The organism is Streptomyces sp. NRRL S-1022, from assembly GCF_000720135.1.
Taxonomy (GTDB): Bacteria; Actinomycetota; Actinomycetes; order Streptomycetales; family Streptomycetaceae; genus Streptomyces.
Window position 1 is genome coordinate 1 of sequence record NZ_JOIU01000046.1, and the last position, 23,711, is coordinate 23,711.

A 23,711-nucleotide genomic window follows, 5' to 3' on the forward strand; every position below is an offset into this window, starting at 1 on the left:
CCTGCTCGATGAAGCCGAAGCCCTTTTCCGCGTTGAACCACTTCACGGTACCAGCAGCCATGTCATATCTCCTTTGGGGCAGTGCATCGGCGTCCGCACTGCACGGACACCGTGTCGCCGCGATGATTGCCCCGCCCGGAAATGACCGGAAATACAAAAGCGCTCCCGACCGGCAGAAGCCTGGCGGAGGCACTTGAAGTTTCGGGAACCACAACTGCAACTGAGATAGACAGTAGCACGCCGGAGCGGCCCGTGTGCGGTGGATAATTCCACTCTGCTCTTCGCGGCAAAAACTCCCACCGCACGGCCCCGCAAAATCTGATCCCTCGGGAACAGATATTGATTCACTCGGAGTTCAACGTCTCAGGAAGAGTTGCCAACCGGCACGCTGCGCGACGGCTGGAGCAAAGCCGCTGCCGCCCAGGAAATGCAGCTTCGAGACTGTGGGGATGACCACGCAGCGGCTGCCGTTCCCGGTCCCGGATCTGTGTCTGCCGAGTGACCGGCAGATCCCGCGAAAGTCATCCTGCGGGAGTTCGACAGTGCCGGCACGTGCTGGGTGAGTGCGCTGCAGCCCCCCTCGCCGCCTTCGGCACCGGGATGGACGACGACACCGCCGGCCCGGCCGTTCCCGCCCCCCGACGGCGAAGCACAGCTGTGAGTGAGATGCCCGCCGACACGAGGCGCACTCCTTCTGGGCATCACCGTGCTCGTGACCGTCCGACACCGCATCCAGGCCGTCGGCTCTTCCTTCCGCCTCACCAACTATTGACGGCACCCTTGCCGTCCTCCGCTACTGAGCTCGGGCACCGCATCGGCGCGAGGCGGCCAGGCACTGGGATCGCAGCACTGATCGGGACGACCGAAAGCCAGCCAGGTGCCCATCACCCTGCTGTCTGTCCATGGTTGGCGTGGTCTTATCCGTCGATGCACCTGCCGGCAGGACGGCAGGCTGCGTCGTGTAAGCGGATTGCCTCCTCGCGGCAGATCCGCGATTCCGTGAGCACGGTGGCTGAGGCGGCGTACGGCGTCGGTGCAGCCCAGTGCGTTGACGCCTTCTGCGACCGCGGTGCCCTGTTCGCCGAGAGCCAGGTCCGACCCGGCACACACGCAGTGAAGGCCCGGTGGATACCGGGCCTTCACGTTTGAGTAGCGGGGACAGGATTTGAACCTGCGACCTCTGGGTTATGAGCCCAGCGAGCTACCGAGCTGCTCCACCCCGCGTCGGTACGGTGAACTGTACGGCACCGATCGGAATCGGCCCAATCGACTTTCGCCGGCGCTCGGAGCGGGCCCGATTGCTCATGATCGAACGACATGGCCACTGCTCACCCGGTCTGGATCTGGATCGTGAGTTCGAGTGCCGCTGGAGTACGGGCGCACCTGGAGAAGTCTTCACGAACTGGTCGGCGTGCTGGTCCAGGCCGGGCAGGTGTAACCTCCATGCGCCTTTCCGTGCAAAGCCCCCGCTGTCAAAGACGAGCAGGCTCACCGTGCCGGCCGAGGCAACCGGTGCGCTTCATGCAGCACCTGGCGCTGTGGGAAGCCCCCGCACTTGGCGGCGAACGGCCCGAGACCACCTGGCTGGAGCACGTCGCCGACGAGCAGTACCGAGCCAAGCGCACCTCGAGCCACTGACTGACTCCACACGTCAAGGGAGCACCACGCATGCCGACCACGATGACCGCTCTGTTCGGCGGCACGGGCCCCGACTGGGCACTCCGCCACGTCCTCGTCCCCGAACCGAGTTGACTCTTCGGCCACTCGTGACCGGCCTTGACGGACAGCCGCATGGCCCGCCCTACATGTGAGCGTCACGGCCGACAGCCCTTTCCTCCTGCTGGGGTGGAACCCAGCCACACCGACTCGCTGGCAGGGTGCAGCCTGTTCACTGGAGACGCCGAGCTCGGACTCGCCTGTCGGCGGGGCCAGGTATCGCCTCAGACACGTCCAGAGGCGTTCGACTTTGCGCAGGCGAAGGCCACGACTACTGGTCGCGGAGGGCTCCGGGCTGTATCTACCGTAAGACGCGTGTCATCACTGCGCCCTCTCGTCGAGTGCTCGGTGGAGGAGAACCCGAGAGCCACGGTGCCACCGCCGGAGCTGCAGCGCACCCGCTCGGAAGCCCCCGCCGGCCGCGTCTGCAGGGGCTTGCCGTCGAACGCCTCTCTCACAGGCGCTGTCACACGTCTGTCACCAACTACGCCGACTCCCCCGGACCGCGATGCCCTGACCTGCCATTGCGCACCCGCCCTGGACTGACGTGGACGCCCGAAGACGGTCTCTACAACCTGTGCCAGGTGGTGCCCAGTGAGGGACCCAGGATCAGGACCGGAGCGTCTTCTGGCCCGTCGAAGCGGTATTGCAGGGTGTTCCGTACGGGTTCTTCGATGTGCACGCCTGACCGTGAGGACAGTGCGTCCTCCCGGCTCCCGCACCCTCCCAATCCCCGCGCCGCACAGCTTCCTACCCTCGGCACGGTTTCCAGACGGTCTGGTTTGCAGCAAAGCGCGTAGTGCCGTCCCCCAAGGATCGGCATGCCGCACCTCAAAACCTTCCGGGATCACCGACGAACAGCCCGAACGCCACACGGCGGGCAAGCTCTGCCTTGCCTCGCAGGAGGGGAGACGTTGGCCGTAGCCTGGCCGCCCCTCCCCCGTTGCCGTCGCTGGTCCACAGCCAGCAGCCGGCCTCCGGGTCACCTCCATTTCACTGCCATACGGCTGGGCGGGTCGCTCAATCGGCAGGCCGCCTGAGTCACGCTTGCCCCTCCGTCGCAGCACCGTGCAGGCCGTCCCACGTTGTGGCGGCTCCGCGGAGGTCCTCCACGTCCGGCTTCACGTACCACTTCTTGGTGGTCTTGACGTTCGTGTGTCCGGACCACCGGGCAAGGATGTGATCCAGCACGCCTTTGTTGGCGAGGTATGTGAGGCAGGAGGAGCGAGCGTCGTAGAGGCGCACTCTGCGGAGTTCAAGGATCTCCATGAGCCGGTAAGCGCGTCTGCGGAGCTGCTTGATCGTGAAGGATTCCCCGGTCTCGTGCACCACGACGTATCCGGAGTCCGAGTAAGCCTCACCGAGGACGAGCTTCTCCTTGGCTTGGAGAGCCCTGAACGACTTGAGGGCAGCCAGCACCGGTGCCGGCGAAGGAAGATCCCGTTCCCCAGCCAGGGACTTGGTGTCCTTCTCCACAACGTACCGATTTCCCATCATCGTCCGCGTGTTGGCTATGGTGATCGTGGCGGCCTCCAAGTCCACGTCTTCCCATCGGAGTCCGCAGACTTCAGCCGGACGTAGACCCATGAGGGACAGCAAGAGGGCAGCGTAGAGCCGTTCTGTCCGGACACCGTGAATGAACGTCTGAATCTCCTGGACGTTCCACGGCACCCGTACCGCATCTCTTGCTGCGCGTTGGGCGTGAGTGAGTCGTGGTTCTACAAGCACCACAACCGGCGGCTCACCAGCCAGGAGGTCCGTCGTCAGCAGCTGATGGAGGTGGTGAACGCGGAGTTCGCCAAGTCGGGCGGCACCTACGGTGCCCCGAAGATCTGGATCTCGCTGGTGCGGCAGGGCTGGCGGGTGTCGGTGAACACCATCACCAAGCTCATGGCCGAACTCGGCCTGACTGCCCGCAAGGTCCCCCGCCGACGGGGGCTGCCGATACGGGCCGAGCCATTGGTCACCATGCGCAGGCACTGCTGGGCCCGGTCGGCCCTTCTGGCCGCCTCGTACCGGTCGGTGACATCCACCACCACATTGGCGATGACCAGCGCCTTCCCGTGCTGGTCCTCCAGCCGCTGCCCAGGCCCGATCGCTTTCCGGGTCGGCGCGTGTGCGGCCCACCAGTTGCTCGTCCACCGCGGGGACTCCAGACACCAGAACTTGACGCATTTCTGCCTCTGCGGCCTGGAAGGGCGCACCAGGCAGGCTCTCGGCGAATCGGTGTCCTACGTGGTCAGCCTCAGGTAGGGCGTGCATCGCCGCCAGGACAGGGTTGATCTCCACATATCGTAGGTCGGTGTCGAGGATCGCCAGACCGATCGGCGCCTGGGTGACCAGCCGGGTGGACAGCGCCACCTTGCGCTCCACCTGCCGCAACGTGGACCGGTCGGTCGCCAGCCTCAGAGCGTGGTGGTCGCCGACGTTGTCCGTCAGCCGCATGTTGCGGAACTCGACCATCCGGATGCTGCCGTCCTTGTGCCGGATGGGGAAGGCGCCAGCCCAGCCTCGGCTGGGCTCCATCACCTGAGCGAAAAGCGTGATCGCCGCAACCTGGTGCTCCGGGTGCAGGAGGAGCGGCGCTGCGTATTGCCCGAGCGCCTCACGCCGTCGGCCTCCAGCAGCACCGCGGCGACATCCAGTAGATCCATCAAGCCGCTCGGCCCGTGGCGGCGTCCTGCATGTTGCCGTCCGGCGGGCGCTCGGCCATCGAAGTGCGGCACCGCGTCGGTCGGGGTGGCCCGGCAGTACTGCGGAGCGTTGGGCAAGCGGGCGAACTGCCAGGTCGCGGTCAGCGTCCACGCGGCCACCGACACGGCCTCGTGCCCGCTGGAGTGGGAGCTGTTCCTGCCCGGGGAATGGATACATGACGACGGTCGGCGCCGCCGGGCCGGGATACCCGACGAGGTCGGGCATGTATCCAAGACACACCTGGCTCTGGGGCTGCTGGACCGGCTGGCCGCGCAGGGCCTGACCGTGCCGGTGATCGTGGCCGACGCCGGCTATGGCCGCAGCGTCTCCTTCCGCCTCGCGCTGGAGGAACGCGGCTGGTCCTACGTCATGGCCGTCGACCCGAAAGAGATCGCGCGGCCTGCCGACGCCGAGCCGTATCAGCCGGCTTACGGCGGACTGGGACCGCCGACCCTGCCCAGATACCGTCAGGCGCCCCGCTCGCTGCCCGGCCTGGTTGCCGAGGCCGCCGTGTTCGAGGAAGTCACCTGGCGGCAAGGCAGCAAGGGCATGATGAGCTCGCACTTCGCCGTTCTCCAGGTGCGGCCCTCGGGCAAGGAAGCCTCCCGCACCGCTCACGAGCAGCTGGCGGACGCAACCGGTGGGACGGTGTGCTGCCGCTGCGGACGCTGCTGGTCGAACAGCCCGAACAAGCCGACGAGCCGACCGGCTACTGGATGACCAACCTGCCCGCCACCACCCCCATCGCCGATCTGGTGCGGTGGGCGAAGATGCGCTGGCGGATCGAGCACGACTACCGCGAGCTCAAGCACGGCCTGGGCCTGGACCACTTCGAGGGCCGTACCTGGCGCGGCTGGCACCACCACGTCACCCTCGTCACCGCCGCCCAGGCCTTCCTCACCCTGCGGCGCCTCGACCCAAAAGTCCAAGTGCCGGCCTGACCCTCTACCAGGTCCTGGACACTCTTCAGGACCTGCTGAGGTGCTGGACCGGCACCTGCCACACCTGCGGCCGACCCCTCACCACCAGCAGGACCAGACCCAGAACCTAACGAAGCACTACTAGGCAGTTTCGTTTGGATCAGCCGGTCGTTGGTCCGGTTGTGCCGTTGACTGACGCCCAGTGGGCGCGGATCGAGCCGTTACTTCCGGACCGGACACCGAAGCCAGGTGGCCGCTGGCGCGACCATCGTGAGGTGATCGACGCGATCGCCTACAAGTTCCAGACCGGCACACAGTGGGTGCACCTCTCGGAGAAGTACGGCAACTGGCGAGGCGCCTACAACCGGCTGCGGATGTGGGCGGTGGACGGCACCTGGGAGCGGGTGTTCACCGCCCTGGTGGCCCAGGCCGACGCGGACGAGGACCTGGACTGGGCCGTGTCGGTGGACTCCACGGTCGTGCGGGCGCACCAGCACGCGGCCGGGGGACGCAAAAAGGGGCCCCGGTCGGCGAAGCCGGCGACCACGCCATCGGCCGCTCCCGCGGCGGACTGACCACAAAGATCCACCTCGCGGCCGACGGCCGTTGCCGGCCCCTGGCCTTCCATCTCACCGTCGGCCAGGCCGGCGACGCACCTGCCTTCACCGAGGTGATGGCCCGCCTGCGCGTTCCCCGACAGCACGGTCGTCCGCGCACCAGGCCGGACCTGGTCCTGGCCAACAAGGCCTACTCCTCCCGCGAGATCCGCGACCATCTACGCAGACGCGGTATCCGGGCGGTGATCCCTGAACGGGCCGACCAGCAGGCCAACCGGCGGCGGCGCGGACCGGTCGGTGGCAGACCGCCGGCCTTCGACCGGGAGGCGTACAAGCAGCGCAACACCGTCGAGCGGTGCATCAACCGCCTGAAGCAGTGGCGCGGCATCGCCACCCGCTACGAGAAGACCACGACCATCTACCTTGCCGGACTCCACATCGCGGGCTTCTTCCTCTGGTCCTCCCGCTGATCCAAACGAAACCGCCTAGAGGTGGTGCGGCACGCTGGGGGCAGTCGAGGCGTTCGCAGAAGCGGCAGCCCATGCCGATGGGAGTGGCGGCGGAGGCGTTGGTCAGGTCGAGGCCGTCGGAGTAGACGAGACGGTGGCGTGGCGGATCTCGCAGCCCAGGCCGATGGCGAAGGTCTTGCCGGGTTAACCCCAGCCGCCGCGGTGCCGGGTGACGGCTCGCGCAGTCCACAGGTAGCGCTGGCCGTCGGGCATCTCGGCGATCTGGAGGTGGATGCGGCCTGGGGCGGCGAACGCCTCGTAGATGTTCCGCAGCGGGCAGGTGCCGCCGGCCCGGGAGAAGTGGAAGGCGGTGGCCGACTGGCGTTTGGACATGTTGCCGGCGCGGTCGACGCATACGAAGGATAAGGGGACGCCTCGCAGGCGGGGGCCTTGGAGGGTGCTCAGGCGGTGGCAGACGGTCTCGTAGCCGAGGCCGTAGCGGTCGGTGAGGCGTTCGATGTCGTAGCGCACCTCTTCGGCGGCCGCGTGGAAGGTGCGGTACGGCAGGATCAGGGCCGCGGCGAAGTAGTTGGCGATGCCGATGCGGGCTAGGCGGTGGGCGGGTGAGCCGTGCTGGAAGTCCTCGGCGGCCTGACGGTCCAGTGCTTCGCTGTACTCGAGCAGAGCGAGCTGGGTCGCCATCCGGAAGGCTCGCTGGCCGACGCGCAGAAGGGTGGACATGCCGGTGCGGGTGGTTTCGTCGTAGCCGTGGAGGTGGTCGCCGGTGTCGGCCGAGAGGTGGATGCCGTGGGTCTTGGCCAGCCGGTTCGTCAGGGCCTGTACGACCTCGTCGGGCCGGATGCCGACCTTCTCGGCCAACCGCTCGGCCGGGAGGTCGATGTCGTGCAGGTAGTTCTGGCGGCCGTAGAAGAACTCCCGGATCTCCTCGTGGGGTGAGCGTGGTGTCTCCCCCGCCGGGTCGCGGCCGTCGGCTGTGCCGGTCAGGCGCTCGGTCAGCAGTTGGTTGCGGCGGCCCAGGCCGAGGAAAGCCTGCGCGACCTCGGGCAGCCGGGAGCCAGTTCGGCGAGGCGGTATTGCCGGTCGAGTCGTGGACGCAGTCGGTCCGGCGGTTCTCGCCCGTCCTTCGGCGACCGAGGTCAGCCGACGGGCGGCGGTTACGGTATACCCCCATCGAGGACCTCTTTGGCCGTTTCGTGGTTGCCAGGGCCGACTGACGGCCTTTTCCAGAACCTTGCCGCCGCCGGGTCGGTCGAACGTGGCACTGCGGTACTCCCCCACCCCGTAGTCGGTGATCGCACTCGTCCAAAGAAGAGGTGACTTGACCTCAACTCCCCGGAGACCAGGAACTCCATTGCGTGGCCACGAATGGGGCGAGGCAACCGGCCCGTCACCGATCGACCGTGGGAAGACGGGCAGTAAGCACCACCTGATCTGCGACGGCAGAGGCACTCCGTTCAAGGTCATGACCACTGCGGCCAACGTCAACGACGTCACCCAGACCCTGGCCCTGGTCGACGGCATCCCACCCGTGCTGGCAAGCCCGGCCGCCCGCGGCGCCGGCCGGACACCGTGCTCGGCGACAAGGGCTACGACAGCAACCCCAACCGCCGTGAACTGCGCAGGCTCCGGATCCTGCCAGTGATCTCCCGCAAGGGCGCCCCCAACATCCGGGGCCTGGCGAAGCTCCGCTATGTCGTCGAGCAGATCTTCTCGCTCATGCACCACTTCAAGCGCCTGGCCGTCCGCTGGGAACGACTCCTCGACCTGCACGACGCCCTCGTCTCCCTGGCCTGCGGCCTCATCTGCTGGAGACGCCCCAAGAAAGCCCGATCATGATCGTGTTACGAGTTCTAAGAAACTGATCATTCAAAGCAGCTTGTGATATGGTGATTTCGATGGCGTGTTGCTAGTCGCTCAGTCGAATGTCGGGGCGAGCTGGTCGGTCTACGCCCGGTTTGCGACGGCCGCCCTCCGAGTCCGCACAGTCTTGTCACTGCCCTTAGTTCGACGTCAGGACCTTGAAGCACAAAGGAGACGGTATGTCTGAGCCCGCCGTGAGCGTTATCGACGGCGTACTCGAAGAAGTAGCAACAAGCTTCGGCCTTGCCTCGGTGTCGATCGATGATTCATTCGTGGACCTCCGCGTGAATTCGGTCGCGGTATTACGCCTGATGGCCGCCCTTGAGAAGCGGTTTGACATCCCCCTGGACCTCGTCGATCTGTTTCAAGCCCAAGCCGTGGACGATCTAGTCGAACTCGTGACAAGTTCCCTTGATCAGCGGAATGGTGAATAACATGGAGATCGTCCCGCAGTCCTCTCTTTGGCGGCAAACCACCGATGTGGACTACATGCGGCAGGACGGCCGAGAGGAGCACCCGTCCCACCGTTGGGTGACAGAACGACTCACCGCTGTCTATGCGGATACATCGTTCTCCTTACTGGACTGCGGCGTCATGTCAGGCGTCACCTATGAGGCGTTCCAGAAGGCCGGACTGCGGGTGGACTACACCGGCATCGACATCGGTCGATCCATCATCAACGACTGCCGCGAGAAGTACCCCGAGGCACGCTGGCACCAGATGACCGTCACCGATCTCGCGCTTCCCGACTCCTCTTTCGATGTTGTCAACTGCCGCCACCTTCTTGAATGTCTTCCCTACTACGAGACGGCCGTCCGAGAGGTGTTTCGGGTGTCCCGTCGTCATGTGGTGCTCTGTTTCTTCCAGCCCCCCCGTGAGCCCGAGGTTCTGGTTCGCCGCGAGTCATCCGGCGGGTATGTGTGGTTCAACCGCTACGCTCCGGGCCCTTTGGAGCAGCTCCTCTCCAGTCTGTCCAACACGGTCGAGAGCGTGGACGTGGCCCATGACCGACGCCTTAACCGCATTTACTTCTGCACCAAGTAAGTCGGCACAACGTGCGACTTGACGCGCCAAAAGGGCCCGGGCGGCTCGTTCAGCAGTCCGGGCCCCACACCTACGGCGAGTTCTCCTCCGAGGCGACAAGCCCCGTCGACGGAGTCACCTTTCACCGCCGCACGACATCGTTGACAACCGGTTGGCGATGGAATGGGCTCAGCAATGCCCCACCTCCTTGAGGAACCCTGCCGCTACACGAGTGAGCGCTTCCCCGGCTTCAAAGACCGACAGATGATCCCCATGCGGCTCCATATGCAGAACGGAGCGCGGCAACGCCGCTGCGACCGCGTATGACCCGGCCGGATGGGTCGTTTCATCATCCGCGCTGGTGACGACGAGGGTGGGCGCGATGATGCGGGGCAATGCGTCACGAATGTCCTCCGCCATCAAGGCACCATTCAGTTTCGCATACCGGTACATCGACTCATCATCCCGGTAGGGGCGAAGCACCAGGTCCGCGATATCCGGGTGCAGACCAGCTGTCTTGCTCTGGTCCAGAGCGCTCCGCACCATCGCCGCGCTCTTTCTGTTCTCCGAGGCTATGTCCAGCAGCGCCTGCAGATTACGCTGATGATCGCTTGTCGGACTCTCCGGGCCCAGTGCGTAGTCACCGTGCCACAGGCTCAGGGAGGTCACGCGGCCCGGCCGGGCTTCGGCAGCCCGCAAAGCCACGACGGCACCGCCGCACAGCCCCATCACGTGCGCCTGCGGCACGTCGAAATAGTCCAGGACAGCCAGCAGATCCTCGACTTGATGCGCCACCTGGTGGCCCATCAAGTCGAAGGCCTCGGCCGCCTCCGCCGTGCAGTGCCCGCCACTGGACAGGCCCCGTGTCTCCCAGGTGAGCACGTGGTGACGATCCGCCAGGAACCGCATCCACGGGCCGCACAGGTCAGCCGGCATGCCGCACGCGGAGGCGATCAGCACGGCCGGGCGCCCAGGGGTACCGGCCGAACTCACCCGCAGCGGCACTCCGTCGGCAGAGGTGATGCGTGTGCTGCCGACGACCCCTCCGGTCCAGGTGGTCATGGTGCCAGGGCCTCCTCGGTCCAACGCCGCCTCCTGAGCGGCTGTCGCTTGTTCGGCTGCCATGCGGACGCTTCCCGTACTGCTACGGGGTTCCGGCCGTGCACAGCGCGCTCACCACGTTCCAGAGCCCCTGGGGCGTGGTGAAGATTCCGGGCTCCACAAGATCATCGGGGAATGAAATTCCATACGCGTCTTCGATGCCCAACATCAATTCGACCATGGCCAGTGAATCCAAACCGTAATCCGGAGTGTACAAATCGGCGAGCAAGGGCTCGTCGGGCTCCAGCAGGCTCAAGGAGCGTCGCATCAGTGACTCGAACTGCTCATCCCAAGGCGGATTCATGACTCCACTCGATTCGCTCGTGCGCGGGGCGCTGAAGTCGGTCAACCGGCCGGCCCTTTCCCTGATCGCGGCAGAGAACGGTAGTCGATCTTTCCATGACTGGTCAGGGGTATCTCGTGCAGCCTCACCCAGTTGCTGGAAACGGCCCATGGCAGACTTCCACGAAGATGTTCCTGCAGTTCTCTGACTGACACGTCATCGGCTGCCACGTAGTAGATCCTCAGCCGGTGGGACTCCCCTGCGGCCTCAGCGGTCACGGCGCAACCAGCGAGTGACGGGTGACGTCTGAGGACGAGTTCGACCTCGTCCAGCTCCATCCGCAGTCCCCGGATCTTGATCTGCCGGTCGGATCGACCGAGATAGTACACGAGGCCGTCGTCAACGCATGCCAGGTCGCCTGTGCGGTAAAGCCGTGAGCTGGGAAGCCCGGGACCGAGATCGTTACGGAAGAACGAGGCGGGGCTGCCGTCCCCGCCGAGATAGCCCGCTCCCACGGGTACCCCTCCGACGAACAGCTGGCCCGCCTCGCCGGGGCGTGCCGGACGCCATACCCCATCGTGCTCCACGAGTACGTACAGGAACGTATTGGCTATGGGCCGGCCAACGGGCAGCCTGGGGCGTCGCACATCGGTGCGTCGGACCACATGCTGAGCGACATCGTCGGAACACTCGCTCATACCATAGGCGTTCAGCAACCTCGCGTGGGGCAGCGTGTCGAGTACCTCCGCGGCGAGCTGGGGGCGCAGTTCCTCACCCGTCGAGACCAACCAGCGCAGCCTGGGCAGCCGCTCGCCGTCGGGCCTCCTGCGGAGTTCGCCGACGAACATGGAGATCATCGTCGGCACCATCTGCGCCACAGTGACCTCATGTTCACTCAAGGCCTTGAGCAATCGACGCGGATTCGCCACGTCGAACCCCCCGATGACGGCCACTGTGGCACCTGCCGTCACCGCCGCCAACATCTGCCATATCGAGACGACGTACGTCGGCGGAGCGGTGAAGGCCACCACGTCCCCAGAGGTGAGATTCAGCGAGTCGACCATGTGCGTCAGGTGGTTGGCCATTCCCCGATGGTCGACGACGGCGCCTTTGGGCGTGCCCGTGCTGCCCGATGTGTAGATGACATACCGGGCCTGGTCGCCGGGGTCGGTCGGCGGCTCGCAGGGCGGAGCGGACGGCTCGCACTCTTCCGCCTCTTCCAGCTGCAGCAGTTCGGCACCCGCGTCTGCGGCAGCACGGACAAGCGCCGGGGAAGGAGACTCGTGCGCATCCGCCTCCGCACTACCGCGATGCACCAGGACGCAGGTGCACCGCGCCTGGGTGAACACCTCTGCCAGCCGCTCCGGCGGCCACGCGCCATCCACCGGGATGTAGACGGCACCGATGCTTTCGAGCGCGAGAAAGGCAACGGCGCTCTTGTGGCTTCGCGGCCCCGACACGGCGACGCGCTCACCCGGTGTGCAACCCTGCAACAGCAGGAATGAACGCAACCGGGCTACCTCGTCATGTAGTTGTCCGTAGGTGGTCCCCTGCTCGCCTTCCCTGAAAGCCACTCGGTCGCGACTGTCGCGGGCGTGCGCGTGCAGGACGTCGGACACCAGTGGCGCCGACCGGTGCACGGTGCCGCGCCGTACCAGCGCGTGGTCGGCCTCCGCGGAGATCGTGCCGGGTGCCACGGCGAGCACCGGCAAGGACGTGTCGCCCACGCCGTCAGTCGTAGCGCTTGTGCGGTTCACTCCGGGCACCCCTTCTCTCCGATCCCTCACGGGATCAGCGTCTCGGCGAGCAGGTTTACGTACTCCTCCAAGAAGGCATCGACGAACGCCCGGCTGTAGAGGTTGGCGTCGTACCCGATCGCGCCCGTCAGCTCCTTTCCAGTCAGTTCGAGGCGGAACTTGATCGCGGTCGCCGCGGCACCCTCACGCTCGCCCTCACGCTCCTCCTCCTGTATGAGCGGCTGAAGTGGGACTCCTCCGAAGTGCACCGCTTCCCGCCTCGACGGGTGCTGGTCGAAGATGAACATGACGTCCACGGACGCGGACGAGAACCGGGCTCGCCGCCATAGCGTCTGGGCACAGATGTCCTGGTTCTCGTAGGCGTCGAGGAGAGTGGAACGGACGTCACGCACGAGTGACTCTGGCCGGCCGTCAGTGGGCACGCGGACTCCGATGACCGCGAAGTTGAGGATGCAGCCGATCAGGTCCGCCGTCTCGTAAGCGGCTCGGCGGTTGAACAGGGTCAGCACCGCGACGTCCGGACGCTGGACACGCCGGGCCAGCAGTTTCATGAAGGCAGCCATGGTGATCATGTGAGGGGTCGCCCGGTACCTCTTAGCCGCCGGCCACAATGCATGACCGAGGTTCTGCGGGAGGGTGAACCTGCGGGTGCACGGCCTGCGCCGTGCGGGGCTGCTCCCCCCGACCAGGTCGTGGGGGACGTGCAGTGGACGCACCTCGCGCAGCACGCGGTTCCAGTACTCGGTCTCGGAGGCGGCCTTCGGACTCCGGGCCACGGCCCGCTCCCGGGCAACCCAGTCGCGCAGCCGCGGCGGCGGAGTGCGCACGCGGTCGACGTCGCCGCACGACAGCATCTCGTACTCCTCCGACAGGTCCCGCCACAGGACGTCCAGAGACCAGCCGTCGGCAATGATGTGATGGACGGTCAACAGCAGGACGAAGTCGTCCTGCGAGCAGCGCACGATGCCGAGTCGGACGAGGGAATCGCGTGCCAGGTCGAACCGGCGGTGCTGCTCGGAGTCCGCCAGATCGCGGAGGATATCGTCCCTCGACGCTTCAGGAATGCCGCTGATGTCGCGGAGCCACGCCACGGGCCGGGGCGGCTGTCGATGGATGATCTGGACCGGCTCGCCGTCGACCCGGCCGAAGTTGGTGCGTACGGCCTCATGTCGCAGAGTCACGTTCCTGACCGCGGCCTCCATGATCGCGACGTCGAGGGCTCCGCGCACGCGTACCGGTGTCGACATCACCAGTCCGGGGTCCGGGAACAGGCGTTCCCGCCCCCACCAGTAGCGCTGCAGCTCGGACATCGGCGCGAGGGTGTCGGTGGTGGTGATGACTGGCTTCAAGGAGTACACCCCCTAGCGTTTCCGGCTCGGTTCCGCCGCGACCGTTTCGGCGCAGACACGCGCCAGGTCTCCTATCACCGGGTGGTCGAGGATCTGCCGTACGGACACCTCGGCGCCCAGTAGCTGCTGAAGCCGGATGGCGAGCCGGGCCGCATGAAGGGATCCCCCACCGAGTTCGAAGAAGTCGTCGCGCGGGTCGATGTCGCTCTCCGCCACGCCGAAGATCTCTGAGAGAAGTCGCATGAGCGTGCCCATGACCACTCCCTCGGCCGCCGGCTCCTCGGCCGTGGCCTCCGCTGCGCCGCCCGGCCCGGTCTTCGCGGGCTCGTCCACTGGAGGGGACAGGGGCTCGACCGAGAGGGTCCCCAGTTCGGCGACGCGCACACCGGTTGCGTCGACGATGCGAGCGAGCAGGAGCTGCAGGGCGTCCGCCGCCTTCACCATCGCGGATTCCGGGAACATCCCTCCCGCGTAGCCGAGCCGGGTGACCAGTGTGTCCTCGTCCAGGAACGCGGTCAGCACCATGGGGAAGTGTGGTGTGTTGTGTCCGCCGAACGTTACGTGCAGCCCGTCCTCACGCGTCTGCGGCCGGCGGACCAGACCGGGGACGTTCTGAAAGACGAAGCCGGTGTCGAACAGGGAACGCCGGCCGCACGCCTCCTGTATGGCGGAGAGTCCGAGGTACTCGTGGTCCGCGAGACGGGCCTGTTCCGACTGGATCCGCAGACACAGCTGCCCCACCGTCTCAGCGCCGTCCAGGCGGATCCTCGCCGGGATCGTGTTCGCGAACATTCCGATCATGCGATCACTGCCGGGCAGGTCGGCGGGTCGGCCGGCCACCGTCTTGCCGATCACGATGTCGCTGCTGTCGCAGAGGTGGCTCATGACGAGTCCCCACGCCGCTTGGACCACCGTGTTCAACGTCAGGTCATGGTCACGGGCACAGGCGCGCAAGCGCTCAGTGGTCCGGGGGTCCAGCCGGCGTTCCAGACGACGCGCCACAGACGCCCTGTTGCCGGCCCCGTCGAACGCCACACGGGTGCCCGTACGGAGCCCCGAGAGATAGGCACGCCAAGCCGCCTCAGCCGGCTCCCGGCTCTGACCGGCAAGCCATGTCCCGTATGCGCGATAGGAACCGGGTAGGTCGCGAGTGGTCTGAGTACCGTCATACCCGTCGACGATCTGCTCCAGCAGCAGGTAGCCCGACCACCCGTCCAGCAGGATGTGGTGGTAGGTAAGGGCCAGCACGTGCCGTTCCGGCGTGACGCTGATCAGCAGGCCTCGGATCAACGGCGGCTTGGCGAGATCGGTCTGCCGGCACAGCTCCGCGGAGAGGATCGAGCGGAGTTCGTCCTGTCGACGGGACGGCTCCTCGTCGCGCAGGTCCACGCTCTCCAGTGGTATCTCCGCTTCCCTGAGGATCACCTGCACCAGCCGCCCCGTTCCCGGACGCATGTGGAACCCCGCGCGGAGCGCGGGATAGCGGGCCAGCACAGTCGCCACGGCGGCACGCATACGGTCGGCGTCGAAGGGGCCGCGGAACTCCATCGTGGCCTGGAGTACGTACGAGCCTTCCTCGCCCCCGCGGTAGAGCCAGTCCAAGTACAGGCTTTCCTGAGGGGGCGTGGCGGGCAGGACATCCTCGATGTCCGAATGGGTCACGGTCACCTCCTCATCTCCGCCGCGATGTCATCGAGTTCCTGCTCGCTCAGCGCCTCCAGTCCGTCGACCGGGTCGGCCGACGCCACCTGGGCGTACCGGGACTCACCGGCCGAGGCCGCCCTCTCCCTGACGATCGCGGCGAGCGCACGTACCGTCCTGGCATCGAAGACATCCTGGATCCCCAGCTCCAGACCCTCCTGGCGGGCCCGGCTGACGAGGCGCAGGACAGCGATGCTGTCGCCTTCCAGCGCGAAGAAGCTGTCATCCATGCCGACGGAATCCACTGAGAGCACCTCGGCGTACAGTTGCCGAAGGCGGTCCTCCTCCGCGCCGCCGTGCTGCGAAGCCGGCTTGTCTGCGGTCATTGGCGCCTCCCTGGTCGTTTTGTCTGGCCTGCGGGCGTCCTTCATGTCGGGCTTCCGTGCCAGGAACGCCACAGGCCGGCGTAGGTCCCGCCCGCGGAGACCAGATCGTCATGACTGCCCAGCTCGGTGAGCCGTCCGCCCTCGAGGACGGCCACCCGGTCGGCGTCATGGGCGGTGTGGAGACGGTGTGCCACGGCGATGACCGTCCGTCCCTCCAGCACGGTGGCGAGGGTGCGCTCGGCACGGCGCGCCGTTCGCGGGTCGAGCAGAGCTGTCGCTTCGTCGAGGATCAAGGTGTGGGGGTTGGCGAGCAGCACCCGTGCCAGTCCTAGTTGCTGTGCCTGCGCCCCGTTCAGGCGGTTGCGTTGGGTGCCGAGTCGTGTGTCCAGTCCGCGGGGCAGGCGCTCGGCCCAGTCCGCGCCGACGGCTGACAACGCCCCCATGAATTCCTCGTCCGTGGCCGTGGGCGCCGCGATGGAGAGATTATCGCGCACGGTACCGATGAAGACGTGGTGCTCCTGGGTGACCAGGACCATCTGACGGCGCAGTGTCTCCGGCGGCAATGCGGCGACGGGGACTCCGCCGACGAGCACGGACCCCCGGTGCGGTTTGTCGGTGCCGGCGATCAGTCTGCTCAGCGTGGTCTTGCCCGCCCCGGACGGCCCCACCACCACCAGCCGTTCACCCGGGCGTATGGTCAGGGACACGTCCTGCACCACGTCGGTGACGCCGTCGTAGGAGAAGTGCACATGGTCCAGCTCGATGCCGTGACCGGTCGGCTGCCCGACGCCGCCCTCGGTACCGGCTGGCTCGTTTGCGCCGGGCGCCGGACGAACCCCCTCCACCCTGGCGAACGACGCCCCGCTGCTCTGCAGCAGCTCCAGCCATTGCAGCAGCGTGTCCAGCGGCTGCGACAGCTGCCGGAAGTACAGCGCCGAGGCAACCAGTGCTCCGATGCTGACCAGCCCGTGGTTGTGTAGCACGCCGCCCACCAAGAGGACACTGGCGACAGGGATGACGTACGAGATGTCGACGGCCGGAAAGAGGACACTGCGCAGGTGCAGGGTGCGGGTGCGGGTCCGGTAACAGGTCTCGATAGCTTCGAGGCTCTGCGCGATGTGACGGTCCTCCAGCCGGAACGCCTCGATCGTGCGGGCGCCGGCCGCAGCCGCGGCGAGCTGCTCGGCAAGCGCTGAATTCGCCTCCCCCTCGGCCAGGTAGGCCGTATGCGCCCGGCGCAGGTACCAGCGGACGGCCACGCCGATTCCGGCGAGCCCGACTACACCGCACACTCCGAGCAGAGGGCTGACCAGGAAGACCGCTCCGAGGATGAGCGGCACCTGGACGGCGGCGACGAACACGTCCGGCCCGGCGTCCCGCAGCGCCATGCCCACCGTGTTGACATCGGTGGTACCGCGAACCGCCAGGTCACCCGTGCCCGCCTCCTCGACGGTGGACAGGGGAAGCGCCAGGACGTGATCCACGAACTGCTCACGCACGCGGGCCAGAGTCCGTTCGCCGAAGCGGAAGCCGACATACCTGGCCAGGCGGACGAGCAGGAACTGGACCACCGCGGTGACGGTCAGCAGCAAGGCCAGCCGGTCCACGGTCTCGGCCGTCGTGCCCTTCTGCACGCGGTTGATGATCTCCCCGATCACCCATGGCCCCACCAGTCCCGCCCCGACGGCAAGCGCGTTGAACAGCAGCATGGCGACGAAGGCCATCCGGTCCTGCCGAATGAGGTCGCAGGCTGCCCGCAGCGCCGTGGCGCGTCCGGCGACCAGGGCCTTGTCATTCTCCGGGGTGTCGTGGGTACGGGTCATCGGGCCGTCCCCTCCTTCGTCTCGGGGGACGGCTCCGCCCGGAAGTCCTGCGCATCGTCCTGCAGGTCACCCAGCTCCCGGGAGACAAGCCGCCGGTACCCGGGATGGCTGGCCAGGAGATGCCGGTGCGTACCCGTGCCGACCGTCTTGCCGTCGACGACGTAGCAAATCCTGTCAGCCCTGGCGAGCAGCAGGGGCGACGTCGTGGTGACCACTGTCGTACGGCCCTTCCGGTGGGCGTAGAGCCGTTCCGCGATGGCTGCTTCGGTGTGCGCATCCACCGCCGACGTCGGCTCCACGGCCATCAGCGTCTCCGGTTCGGCCAGGAGCGCCCGCGCGAGACGCACTCGCTGCCGCTGGCCACCGGACAGATTGCGGCCGTTGGCCTGGATGACGGATTCCAGCCCGTCGGGCAGGCCCCGCACGATGTCTTGTGCGACGGCGGCCTCGACAGCCCGTTGCACGGCCTGGGGGTCCCGCTCCGCCCGGCCGCTGATGACGCCCAGCAAAGAGTCGCGGAACAAGGCGGCCTCGTTGTCGGCCACCAGGATGCGTTCGCGGACCTGGAGCAGGGCGATCCGGTCCAGTGGGACATCACCCCAGGTGGCCTTCGACTCCGTGAAGCAGCCAAGGCGGTCGACAATGGCTGCGGAGTCCTCGGAGCGGGCGCTTACCAGGGCGGTGAACTCCCCGGGGGCCACCGTGACGCCCGATTCCGGGTCGTGCAGCGCGGCAGGTCCCTCGGGGCCGTCCAGACCCGCGGCGGGGTCGGCGGAGTGCGGTGAGAGCGCGAGGAACCGGATGAGACGACGACCTGCCACCACACCGTGACTCAGGTCGTAGGCACCCTCGATGAAAAAGGACACCGGGACCACGAGGACGGCCGCGTAGCCGTAGACCGACACAAGTTCGCCCGGCGTTATCGTGTTGTCGGCGGCCATTCGCGCCGACACCCATGTGACCGCGGCGAGGAACACGGCCGGCAGCCCCACACCGAGTGCCTGGATCCAACTGGTCACGGCCCCGACGCGGTACCCCTCTGCTCGCAGTGTCTGGGAGTGACGATGGAAGCGCTCGGCGTGGACCGCCTTGCCGCCAATGCCGTTGAGGACCCGCAGGCCCTCGATCATGTCGACCAATCGGGCGGCGAGACGCCCGGCATGTTCCCGATACGTCGACTCCGCGCCCTGCAGACGCCCCATCAGCGGACCCACGACCACCGCCAGCACCGGGACGCCGAGCAGGACGAGCAAGGCCAGCAAGGGCGAGATGACGAGCATCAGGACAGCCACGACCACGTAGGCGAGGACGGCGCCCAGGCCCGGCCCCGTGATGGTCAGGACGTTGGCGACCCGAGCCACGTCGCCGAAGCCGATCGCGAAGACCTCTCCCGACGACAGGCGCCGCGGGAGCACGGCTCCCAGACGGGTCACCTGCTCGGACACCAGCCGCACCGACCGGAACGCCGCGTCCATGCGGACCCTCGTCATGGTGCGGTGCCGCATGATGGCCAGCCATGCGTTCAGCACGCCCACGCCCACCAGTGCGCCGGTCCAGCCGAGGAGTGCCGTGCTGTCACCCGCGGTCAACCCGTCGTCGATCGCCCTCGACAGCAGGTAAGGCGGGAGCATGAGGCCCACCATCCAGCAACTGCCCAACAGCGCGCCGCCCAGCACTCTGACGCGCTGACTGGTGATCAACCACCAGATGTAGCGCAGCGGTCCCCGTATGTCGGGTGTCATGGAATGCGCTGCCGGATCGGCTATCGCACGGAAACCGACTGGAGACGGGGAGCGCATCGCCTCGGCCGGCGCTGTCTTCGGCAACGTTCCTCTTCCTCTGGCGATCGATCGGTCGAATAATGTTCCGGGCTCCGACCCCTCGGAGCGATGGCTTGGCGTACGACGAGAAGGAAGGGGACAGCCGGGATGAAGCGGAACAGGCGCTGTGTGTGCTGCGACTTCTGACACCCCGTACGACGGTCTGGTCCTGACCCCGCTGCCGGGGTCAGGACTGTCGGGGCTGTCTTCCCAGGTCGCGGCGGGGTTCGAGGCTCAGCTTCCCCAGCGACTCCGGGGGGCTGTCCGCGAGGGTCATCAGCCCGCCCTCGATGGAGGCTGCGAGGAACGCGGGGAGTTCGTCCGGGAGGTAGTCCACGCTGGCTCCCACCCCGATGAAGAGTCCCCGCTCGATCGCGACCGCCAGGTGGAAGTTCGGCCCGATGCGCTGGTGGGAGGTGCGCCAGGCAACTCCCGTACGCACGGGTGCGTCCTGCGGCGGCTCGCCGTCGCCCGCGCCGAGGAAGTTGTAGTGGGCGGAGAAGTAGGTGGGATCCGTCTCGAGCCGGCCGCGCGCGGTCAGTTCGCTCCGTAGCGCATCGACGTCGAAGCAACCGTGCAGGTAGGCATCCATACTCGCCCGGTAGGTGGTGTTCAGGAACGAGTCCGGTGCCGACTCGTCGTCGATGTCCACGGTGAACGGGACACACTGGTTGAGCGAACTCACCAGCTCCGACCACTGCCGGTCGAGGCGGTTCGCTGTCATGAGTCCGAACGTGATCTGGTCACGCTCTTTGACCCGCGCCAGGGCGAGGGCCCCGAGTGCGAGGACGATCGCCTGCACGGAGGCGCCGGAGCGTTGGGCGATGCGCCGTGCGGCCTGAAGCCCTTCCACGCTGTAGAGGGTGGCGCGCCGACGCGTGCTCGTATCGCCCTCCTGGCGGTCCTCCGGCCGGAACGGCCCCCACCGCACGGCCCAGTGGTCGACCGCGCGCGCGGCGTGCGCGTCTTCCTGCTGGGCGAGTGCCAGGTCCAGCGGCTGCGCCTGGGGACCGAGGACCTCACCCTCGACAAGACGCTGGAACTGCTCCCGGAGAACACGCAGGGCGCCGTTGTCCGCCGCGATGTGATGGATGACGGCGACCAGGTACAACGGCGCTCCCCGGTGTACCACGGCGAAGGCACGCCACGGCTGCCCCGCCGTGATGTCGATCGGATCCGCAGCCCACTCGGCAGCCAGTTCCCTCGTGGCCGCGTGCGCGTCTTCGGACACCTCGAGGACGGGGACGGAAACCACTCCTGCCGGATGAACCGTCTGGACCGGTCTCCCTCTTTCCGTGGAGAAACCGGTGCGCAGCGATTCGTGCGCGACGACGAGTTGCTGCCAGGCATCGACCACATGTCCCACGCTCGCGCCGGCGGGCACCGGCCAAACGCTCACCAGATTCGCCACGCGTTGACCGACGGACCCATAGGATTCCAGGGAACGCAGCACTGATAATTGCCCGAAAGTGACCGGTCCGGTCCGCTCGGCGTTCACCGTTTTTCCCCCTCCTTCGCGTGTCCCACGCGGAGACCGACGACCAACTTACCGCCTGACCAGTCGAAAGGACAGGCATCCAGCGAACCTCGGGCGCACACAACTCGTTGCCGCTTGAATTAGCCGTCGTCACCGAGCCGCCGACGAGGCGAACCCGCCTATCAGCGTCTGCTGGATCTGCGTCGTTCCTTCGATGATTTCCAGAACCTTTGCATCACGGTAATGCCGCTGCGCCGGGGAATCAGCACCGATGCCCTGGGCGCCATGGATCTGTACCGCGTCCGAGGCAACCCGCACCGCCACCGTCGACGCGCGGTACTTCGCCATGAGCGTATGGTGCACGGCGTCTACGTCGGACTTCTCTTTGCTCACTCCCGCGTGATGGCACAGCAGCCGAGCCGCCATCGTGTCGGTGACCATGTCCGCAAGCAGTTGCTGCACCAACTGGTGGTTCTTGATCTGCGTGCCGTACTGCCGACGCGCGTCGGCGTATCCGGAACAGGCTTCGAGACATGCCTGCGCCAGGCCGACGGAGCCCCATGCGGTGCTGTAACGCCCCAGATCAAGTGCGTTCGCAGCAACCCACGCGAGGCCGAATCCGGGCCCACCCACCATGCTCTCGGCGGGAACACGGCACTCGTCGAAGCGAATGCTCCCCAGCATCGAGCCCCGCAAGCCCAGTAGACCCTTTATGGGCTCCACCTGGAGTCTGTGGTCGTCCCGTTCCACCAGGAAGGCTGTGTGTTCGCCGGCAAGCTGGGCGAACACCAGGAAGAGGCGGGCTGTCTGCGCGAAACTGATCCATTTCTTGGTGCCCGTGAGCAAGAAGTCCGCACCGGCCGAAGTGGCAGTCGTCCGCACCGCGGCAGCATCGCTGCCGAAGTCCGGTTCAGTGAGCGCGAAGGCTGCGACGGTCTCGCCCGACAGAATGCCGGGAAGCCACCGCTCCTTCTGCGCGGAAGTGCCCCACATCTCGATCGAATGGGCGACCATGTCCTGCACAGCCACGAAGTTACGTATCGACTGACAGGCTCTTCCCAGTTCCTCCGAAAGCAGCCCGTACTGCACCGGTGAAAAGTCTCGGCCTTTGAATTCCGGCGAAATCATGGAGCCGATGTAACCGTGTTCGGCCAGCGAGAGGATACTGTCGCGTGAAAGGAGCTCCTCGGCGTCGAAGCGAGCGGCGTGGGGCATGAGCACGCGCTCTGCGAACGCACGGAACGCGCGGCGGCTGTCCTGCTGTTCCGGGCTGAGATGATGCAGCATCAAGAGACACCCCCAAGAGATGCGGACGATCGGGTGGTCAGTGCCGGGTTCGGCCGGTGAGGTTCGCCAGTACGACTTCGTCTGCGCCGATACGATCCGCTTGTACTTCGTTGCGCAGGGCGGCGATGGTGGCGGCAGCGGAGTGGCACACGTCAAGGCCCTCGAGTTCACGAAGCATTTCCCGCGCTTCCGTCATCTCTGTCTGGCTCACCGACACAATGCCGCCGCCCGTCGCATGAGCGATGTCGCGCATATAAGGGTAGCTGTCCCTGCCGTCGCCGAGAAGAATTGCGCGAGCCAGGCCGTTCGGTCGCTCTATGACGTCCTCGTCCGTCAGTTCCTCGCGGCCGGACCGCCAAGCGTCCGCCATCGGCGCACACGTGTCCTGCTGCACCATCAGGAAACGCGGCACCGACCCGATTCGCCCTGTCGCGAGATACTCTTCCGCTCCTTTACGCGCGGCCATGACTCCCATGCCGCTACTGATAGCCTGCACGACGACGTCAGGTTGTTCCTTCATCTCGTCGAAGGCTTCCAAATAGGCAATCTTGAGCCCCTCCCTGCGCGCCCAGTTGAAAAATCCCCCCTCCCAGACGATCTCTCGCTCGGCGGCGAATTTCCGCGCCACGCGGCTGGCATCCGCATAACCACCCCTCACCACATGGAGTGATATACGATCGTCCGTCTCGAGCTGGTGATCGGCAACAAAGTCCTCGCTGCAGAAGAAGTGTGCCCGCATCGTCGGGTCCCGTCGCACGGCGGCGGCGAGTGCCGTAGCGGTGTTACCAGTGCTCGACGTGACCCATTCCTTGATACCGAACTGCCGGAATACGGCAAGGACCACCGAGGCGAGCCGATCCTTCGTAGTTCCGGTGGGCTGACGCGATTCGTCCTTCAGCCACAAGTGGCGTAATCCGAGTTTCGCCCCCAGCGCAGGCGCCGGCCGGCAAGGACTGCGCACGCTTGTCACCGGATCAATGAAATCGGGGGACATGACCGGAAGAAAATCGAAGTAAGCATGTTCCGGCTGATCGAGATCCCGCCGGACCGCATTCCGCAGATCAAACCTGCACTCCAGCACTGCGGAGCATTCGGGACATCGATGCCTGAACTCCGGCTCACATCGCCAGCGACATCCAATGCATTCGAGATAAAATCGCACGTCGCCTCGCCATCCGCCCCGTTAACAATAATAACCGTTCAATCCACCCAGAAGTATCAATGCGGTGCTATTCGGACATCTGGGCCGTCCGTGTGAATCCAGCCAGCGCCGGTCTGCGGCCAGTCATTGCTGCGTAGCGGCCAGTCTGGCATGATCAGTCTTGCAGAAAAAGACCTTCTGTGTGCAGGATGCAGAGGAAGATAGGGGAACCGGCAGGGGGGCCGTGTCATGACGGACAGATCTCGACGTATTCCCCTTGCCATGTGGAACCTGCAGCTGTCGCCAAGCCTTAAAAGGTGACCTCGCCGATTTGCACACCGGCCCGGTTCTTCTTGTTCCGTGACGGAACACAGTGTGCGCCACGACTGATTCTGCTCTTAAGTGA

17 protein-coding genes, 1 tRNA gene and 6 pseudogenes are annotated in these 23,711 nt (G+C 66.4%); 8 read left to right on the plus strand and 16 right to left on the minus strand.

Annotated features, from left to right (window positions below; translation table 11 throughout):
• Together IG05_RS49745 and IG05_RS0139500 are read right to left on the minus strand one after the other, a co-directional pair.
• Nucleotides 1-157, minus strand: a 157-nt coding sequence (locus IG05_RS49745) for a cold-shock protein (RefSeq protein WP_420707656.1), incomplete at its 3' end; no start/stop codon positions are given.
• Nucleotides 158-1,150: 993 nt separating this feature from the next.
• A tRNA-Met gene (locus tag IG05_RS0139500) sits at nt 1,151-1,224 on the minus strand.
• Between the two features lie 288 nt (nt 1,225-1,512).
• Between IG05_RS0139500 and IG05_RS50135 the strand changes: the two genes are divergently transcribed.
• Nucleotides 1,513-1,638: a hypothetical protein gene (locus IG05_RS50135; protein WP_267883343.1), complete on the plus strand. Its 126-nt coding sequence runs from the start codon at nt 1,513-1,515 to the stop codon at nt 1,636-1,638.
• Between the two features lie 1,119 nt (nt 1,639-2,757).
• On the opposite strand, the gene IG05_RS0139515 is transcribed toward IG05_RS50135, so the two are convergent.
• Entirely contained in the window at nt 2,758-3,387 is a 630-nt protein-coding gene (locus IG05_RS0139515; RefSeq protein WP_234336258.1) for a site-specific integrase, read from the minus strand.
• 102 nt (nt 3,388-3,489) lie between these two features.
• Between IG05_RS0139515 and IG05_RS49750 the strand changes: the two are divergent.
• A pseudogene (locus IG05_RS49750) lies at nt 3,490-3,636 on the plus strand (transposase); the annotation flags it as partial.
• Nucleotides 3,637-3,825: 189 nt separating this feature from the next.
• Here IG05_RS49750 and IG05_RS49755 read toward each other — a convergent pair.
• Nucleotides 3,826-4,242 (minus strand): annotated as a pseudogene (locus tag IG05_RS49755) (PAS domain-containing protein); the annotation flags it as partial.
• A gap of 189 nt (nt 4,243-4,431) precedes the next feature.
• On the opposite strand from IG05_RS49755, the pseudogene IG05_RS42940 reads away from it, so the two are divergent.
• Both IG05_RS42940 and IG05_RS46230 read left to right on the plus strand, forming a co-directional pair.
• A pseudogene (locus IG05_RS42940) lies at nt 4,432-5,351 on the plus strand (IS701 family transposase); the annotation flags it as partial.
• A 161-nt stretch (nt 5,352-5,512) separates the two neighbouring features.
• Nucleotides 5,513-6,357 (plus strand): annotated as a pseudogene (locus IG05_RS46230) (IS5 family transposase).
• Here the strand turns inward: IG05_RS46230 and IG05_RS42945 are convergent.
• Nucleotides 6,248-7,410: pseudogene (locus tag IG05_RS42945) on the minus strand (short-chain fatty acyl-CoA regulator family protein); the annotation flags it as partial. The pseudogenes IG05_RS46230 and IG05_RS42945 overlap by 110 nt on opposite strands.
• Before the next feature lie 235 nt (nt 7,411-7,645).
• Between IG05_RS42945 and IG05_RS50800 the strand changes: the two are divergent.
• From IG05_RS50800 to IG05_RS0139560, 4 genes and pseudogenes are all read left to right on the plus strand, one after another.
• Nucleotides 7,646-7,816, plus strand: a pseudogene (locus tag IG05_RS50800) (hypothetical protein); the annotation flags it as partial.
• A complete protein-coding gene (locus IG05_RS47380; protein WP_107051509.1) occupies nt 7,789-8,193 on the plus strand; it encodes a transposase in 405 nt (134 codons plus the stop codon). The pseudogene IG05_RS50800 and the gene IG05_RS47380, both read left to right, overlap by 28 nt.
• 203 nt (nt 8,194-8,396) lie before the next feature.
• Complete coding sequence (locus IG05_RS0139555) at nt 8,397-8,651, plus strand: acyl carrier protein (protein ID WP_030348948.1); 255 nt, start codon at nt 8,397-8,399, stop codon at nt 8,649-8,651.
• A gap of 1 nt (nt 8,652) precedes the next feature.
• The gene (locus tag IG05_RS0139560) at nt 8,653-9,261 is read left to right on the plus strand and encodes a class I SAM-dependent methyltransferase (RefSeq protein WP_030348949.1); all 609 of its coding nucleotides are present in this window, start codon (nt 8,653-8,655) and stop codon (nt 9,259-9,261) included.
• 168 nt (nt 9,262-9,429) lie between these two features.
• Here IG05_RS0139560 and IG05_RS0139565 read toward each other — a convergent pair whose 3' ends face one another.
• From IG05_RS0139565 to IG05_RS0139620, 11 genes are all read right to left on the minus strand, one after another.
• A complete protein-coding gene (locus tag IG05_RS0139565; protein WP_051790770.1) occupies nt 9,430-10,302 on the minus strand; it encodes an alpha/beta fold hydrolase in 873 nt (290 codons plus the stop codon).
• Nucleotides 10,303-10,384: 82 nt separating this feature from the next.
• Nucleotides 10,385-10,690 (minus strand): phosphopantetheine-binding protein, encoded by a 306-nt coding sequence (locus IG05_RS0139570; protein ID WP_234336254.1) that lies wholly within the window; start codon nt 10,688-10,690, stop codon nt 10,385-10,387.
• Complete coding sequence (locus IG05_RS0139575) at nt 10,687-12,351, minus strand: amino acid adenylation domain-containing protein (protein WP_030348952.1); 1,665 nt, start codon at nt 12,349-12,351, stop codon at nt 10,687-10,689. Before IG05_RS0139575 ends, IG05_RS0139570 begins: the two co-directional genes overlap by 4 nt.
• Nucleotides 12,352-12,407: 56 nt before the next feature.
• Nucleotides 12,408-13,730 (minus strand): condensation domain-containing protein, encoded by a 1,323-nt coding sequence (locus tag IG05_RS0139580; protein WP_158839128.1) that lies wholly within the window; start codon nt 13,728-13,730, stop codon nt 12,408-12,410.
• 12 nt (nt 13,731-13,742) lie between these two features.
• Nucleotides 13,743-15,392: a condensation domain-containing protein gene (locus IG05_RS42955; RefSeq protein WP_030348954.1), complete on the minus strand. Its 1,650-nt coding sequence runs from the start codon at nt 15,390-15,392 to the stop codon at nt 13,743-13,745.
• A gap of 2 nt (nt 15,393-15,394) precedes the next feature.
• Complete coding sequence (locus tag IG05_RS0139590; RefSeq protein ID WP_030348955.1) at nt 15,395-15,757, minus strand: phosphopantetheine-binding protein; 363 nt, start codon at nt 15,755-15,757, stop codon at nt 15,395-15,397.
• A gap of 41 nt (nt 15,758-15,798) precedes the next feature.
• The gene (locus IG05_RS0139595) at nt 15,799-17,580 is read right to left on the minus strand and encodes an ABC transporter ATP-binding protein (RefSeq protein ID WP_030348956.1); all 1,782 of its coding nucleotides are present in this window, start codon (nt 17,578-17,580) and stop codon (nt 15,799-15,801) included.
• A complete protein-coding gene (locus IG05_RS0139600; RefSeq protein WP_051790772.1) occupies nt 17,577-19,379 on the minus strand; it encodes an ABC transporter ATP-binding protein in 1,803 nt (600 codons plus the stop codon). The genes IG05_RS0139595 and IG05_RS0139600 overlap by 4 nt, the downstream gene beginning before the upstream one ends.
• A 208-nt stretch (nt 19,380-19,587) precedes the next feature.
• The gene (locus IG05_RS44195) at nt 19,588-20,898 is read right to left on the minus strand and encodes a condensation domain-containing protein (RefSeq protein WP_078894855.1); all 1,311 of its coding nucleotides are present in this window, start codon (nt 20,896-20,898) and stop codon (nt 19,588-19,590) included.
• Nucleotides 20,899-21,027: 129 nt separating this feature from the next.
• Complete coding sequence (locus tag IG05_RS0139615) at nt 21,028-22,164, minus strand: acyl-CoA dehydrogenase family protein (protein WP_030348958.1); 1,137 nt, start codon at nt 22,162-22,164, stop codon at nt 21,028-21,030.
• A gap of 37 nt (nt 22,165-22,201) precedes the next feature.
• Nucleotides 22,202-23,245, minus strand: a complete 1,044-nt coding sequence (locus IG05_RS0139620; RefSeq protein ID WP_078894856.1) for a threonine synthase — start codon at nt 23,243-23,245, stop codon at nt 22,202-22,204.
• Between the last annotated feature and the right edge of the window lie 466 nt (nt 23,246-23,711).

What these genes read in the sequence shown, in the direction of transcription:
- IG05_RS0139555 (WP_030348948.1), top strand. Translation starts at nt 8,397, where the DNA reads ATGTCTGAGCCCGCCGTGAGCGTTATCGACGGCGTACTCGAAGAAGTA.
- IG05_RS0139560 (WP_030348949.1), top strand. Translation starts at nt 8,653, where the DNA reads ATGGAGATCGTCCCGCAGTCCTCTCTTTGGCGGCAAACCACCGATGTG.
- IG05_RS0139565 (WP_051790770.1), bottom strand. Translation starts at nt 10,302, where the DNA reads ATGACCACCTGGACCGGAGGGGTCGTCGGCAGCACACGCATCACCTCT.
- IG05_RS0139590 (WP_030348955.1), bottom strand. Translation starts at nt 15,757, where the DNA reads ATGACCGCAGACAAGCCGGCTTCGCAGCACGGCGGCGCGGAGGAGGAC.
- IG05_RS0139595 (WP_030348956.1), bottom strand. Translation starts at nt 17,580, where the DNA reads ATGACCCGTACCCACGACACCCCGGAGAATGACAAGGCCCTGGTCGCC.
- IG05_RS0139600 (WP_051790772.1), bottom strand. Translation starts at nt 19,379, where the DNA reads ATGCGCTCCCCGTCTCCAGTCGGTTTCCGTGCGATAGCCGATCCGGCA.
- IG05_RS0139615 (WP_030348958.1), bottom strand. Translation starts at nt 22,164, where the DNA reads ATGCTGCATCATCTCAGCCCGGAACAGCAGGACAGCCGCCGCGCGTTC.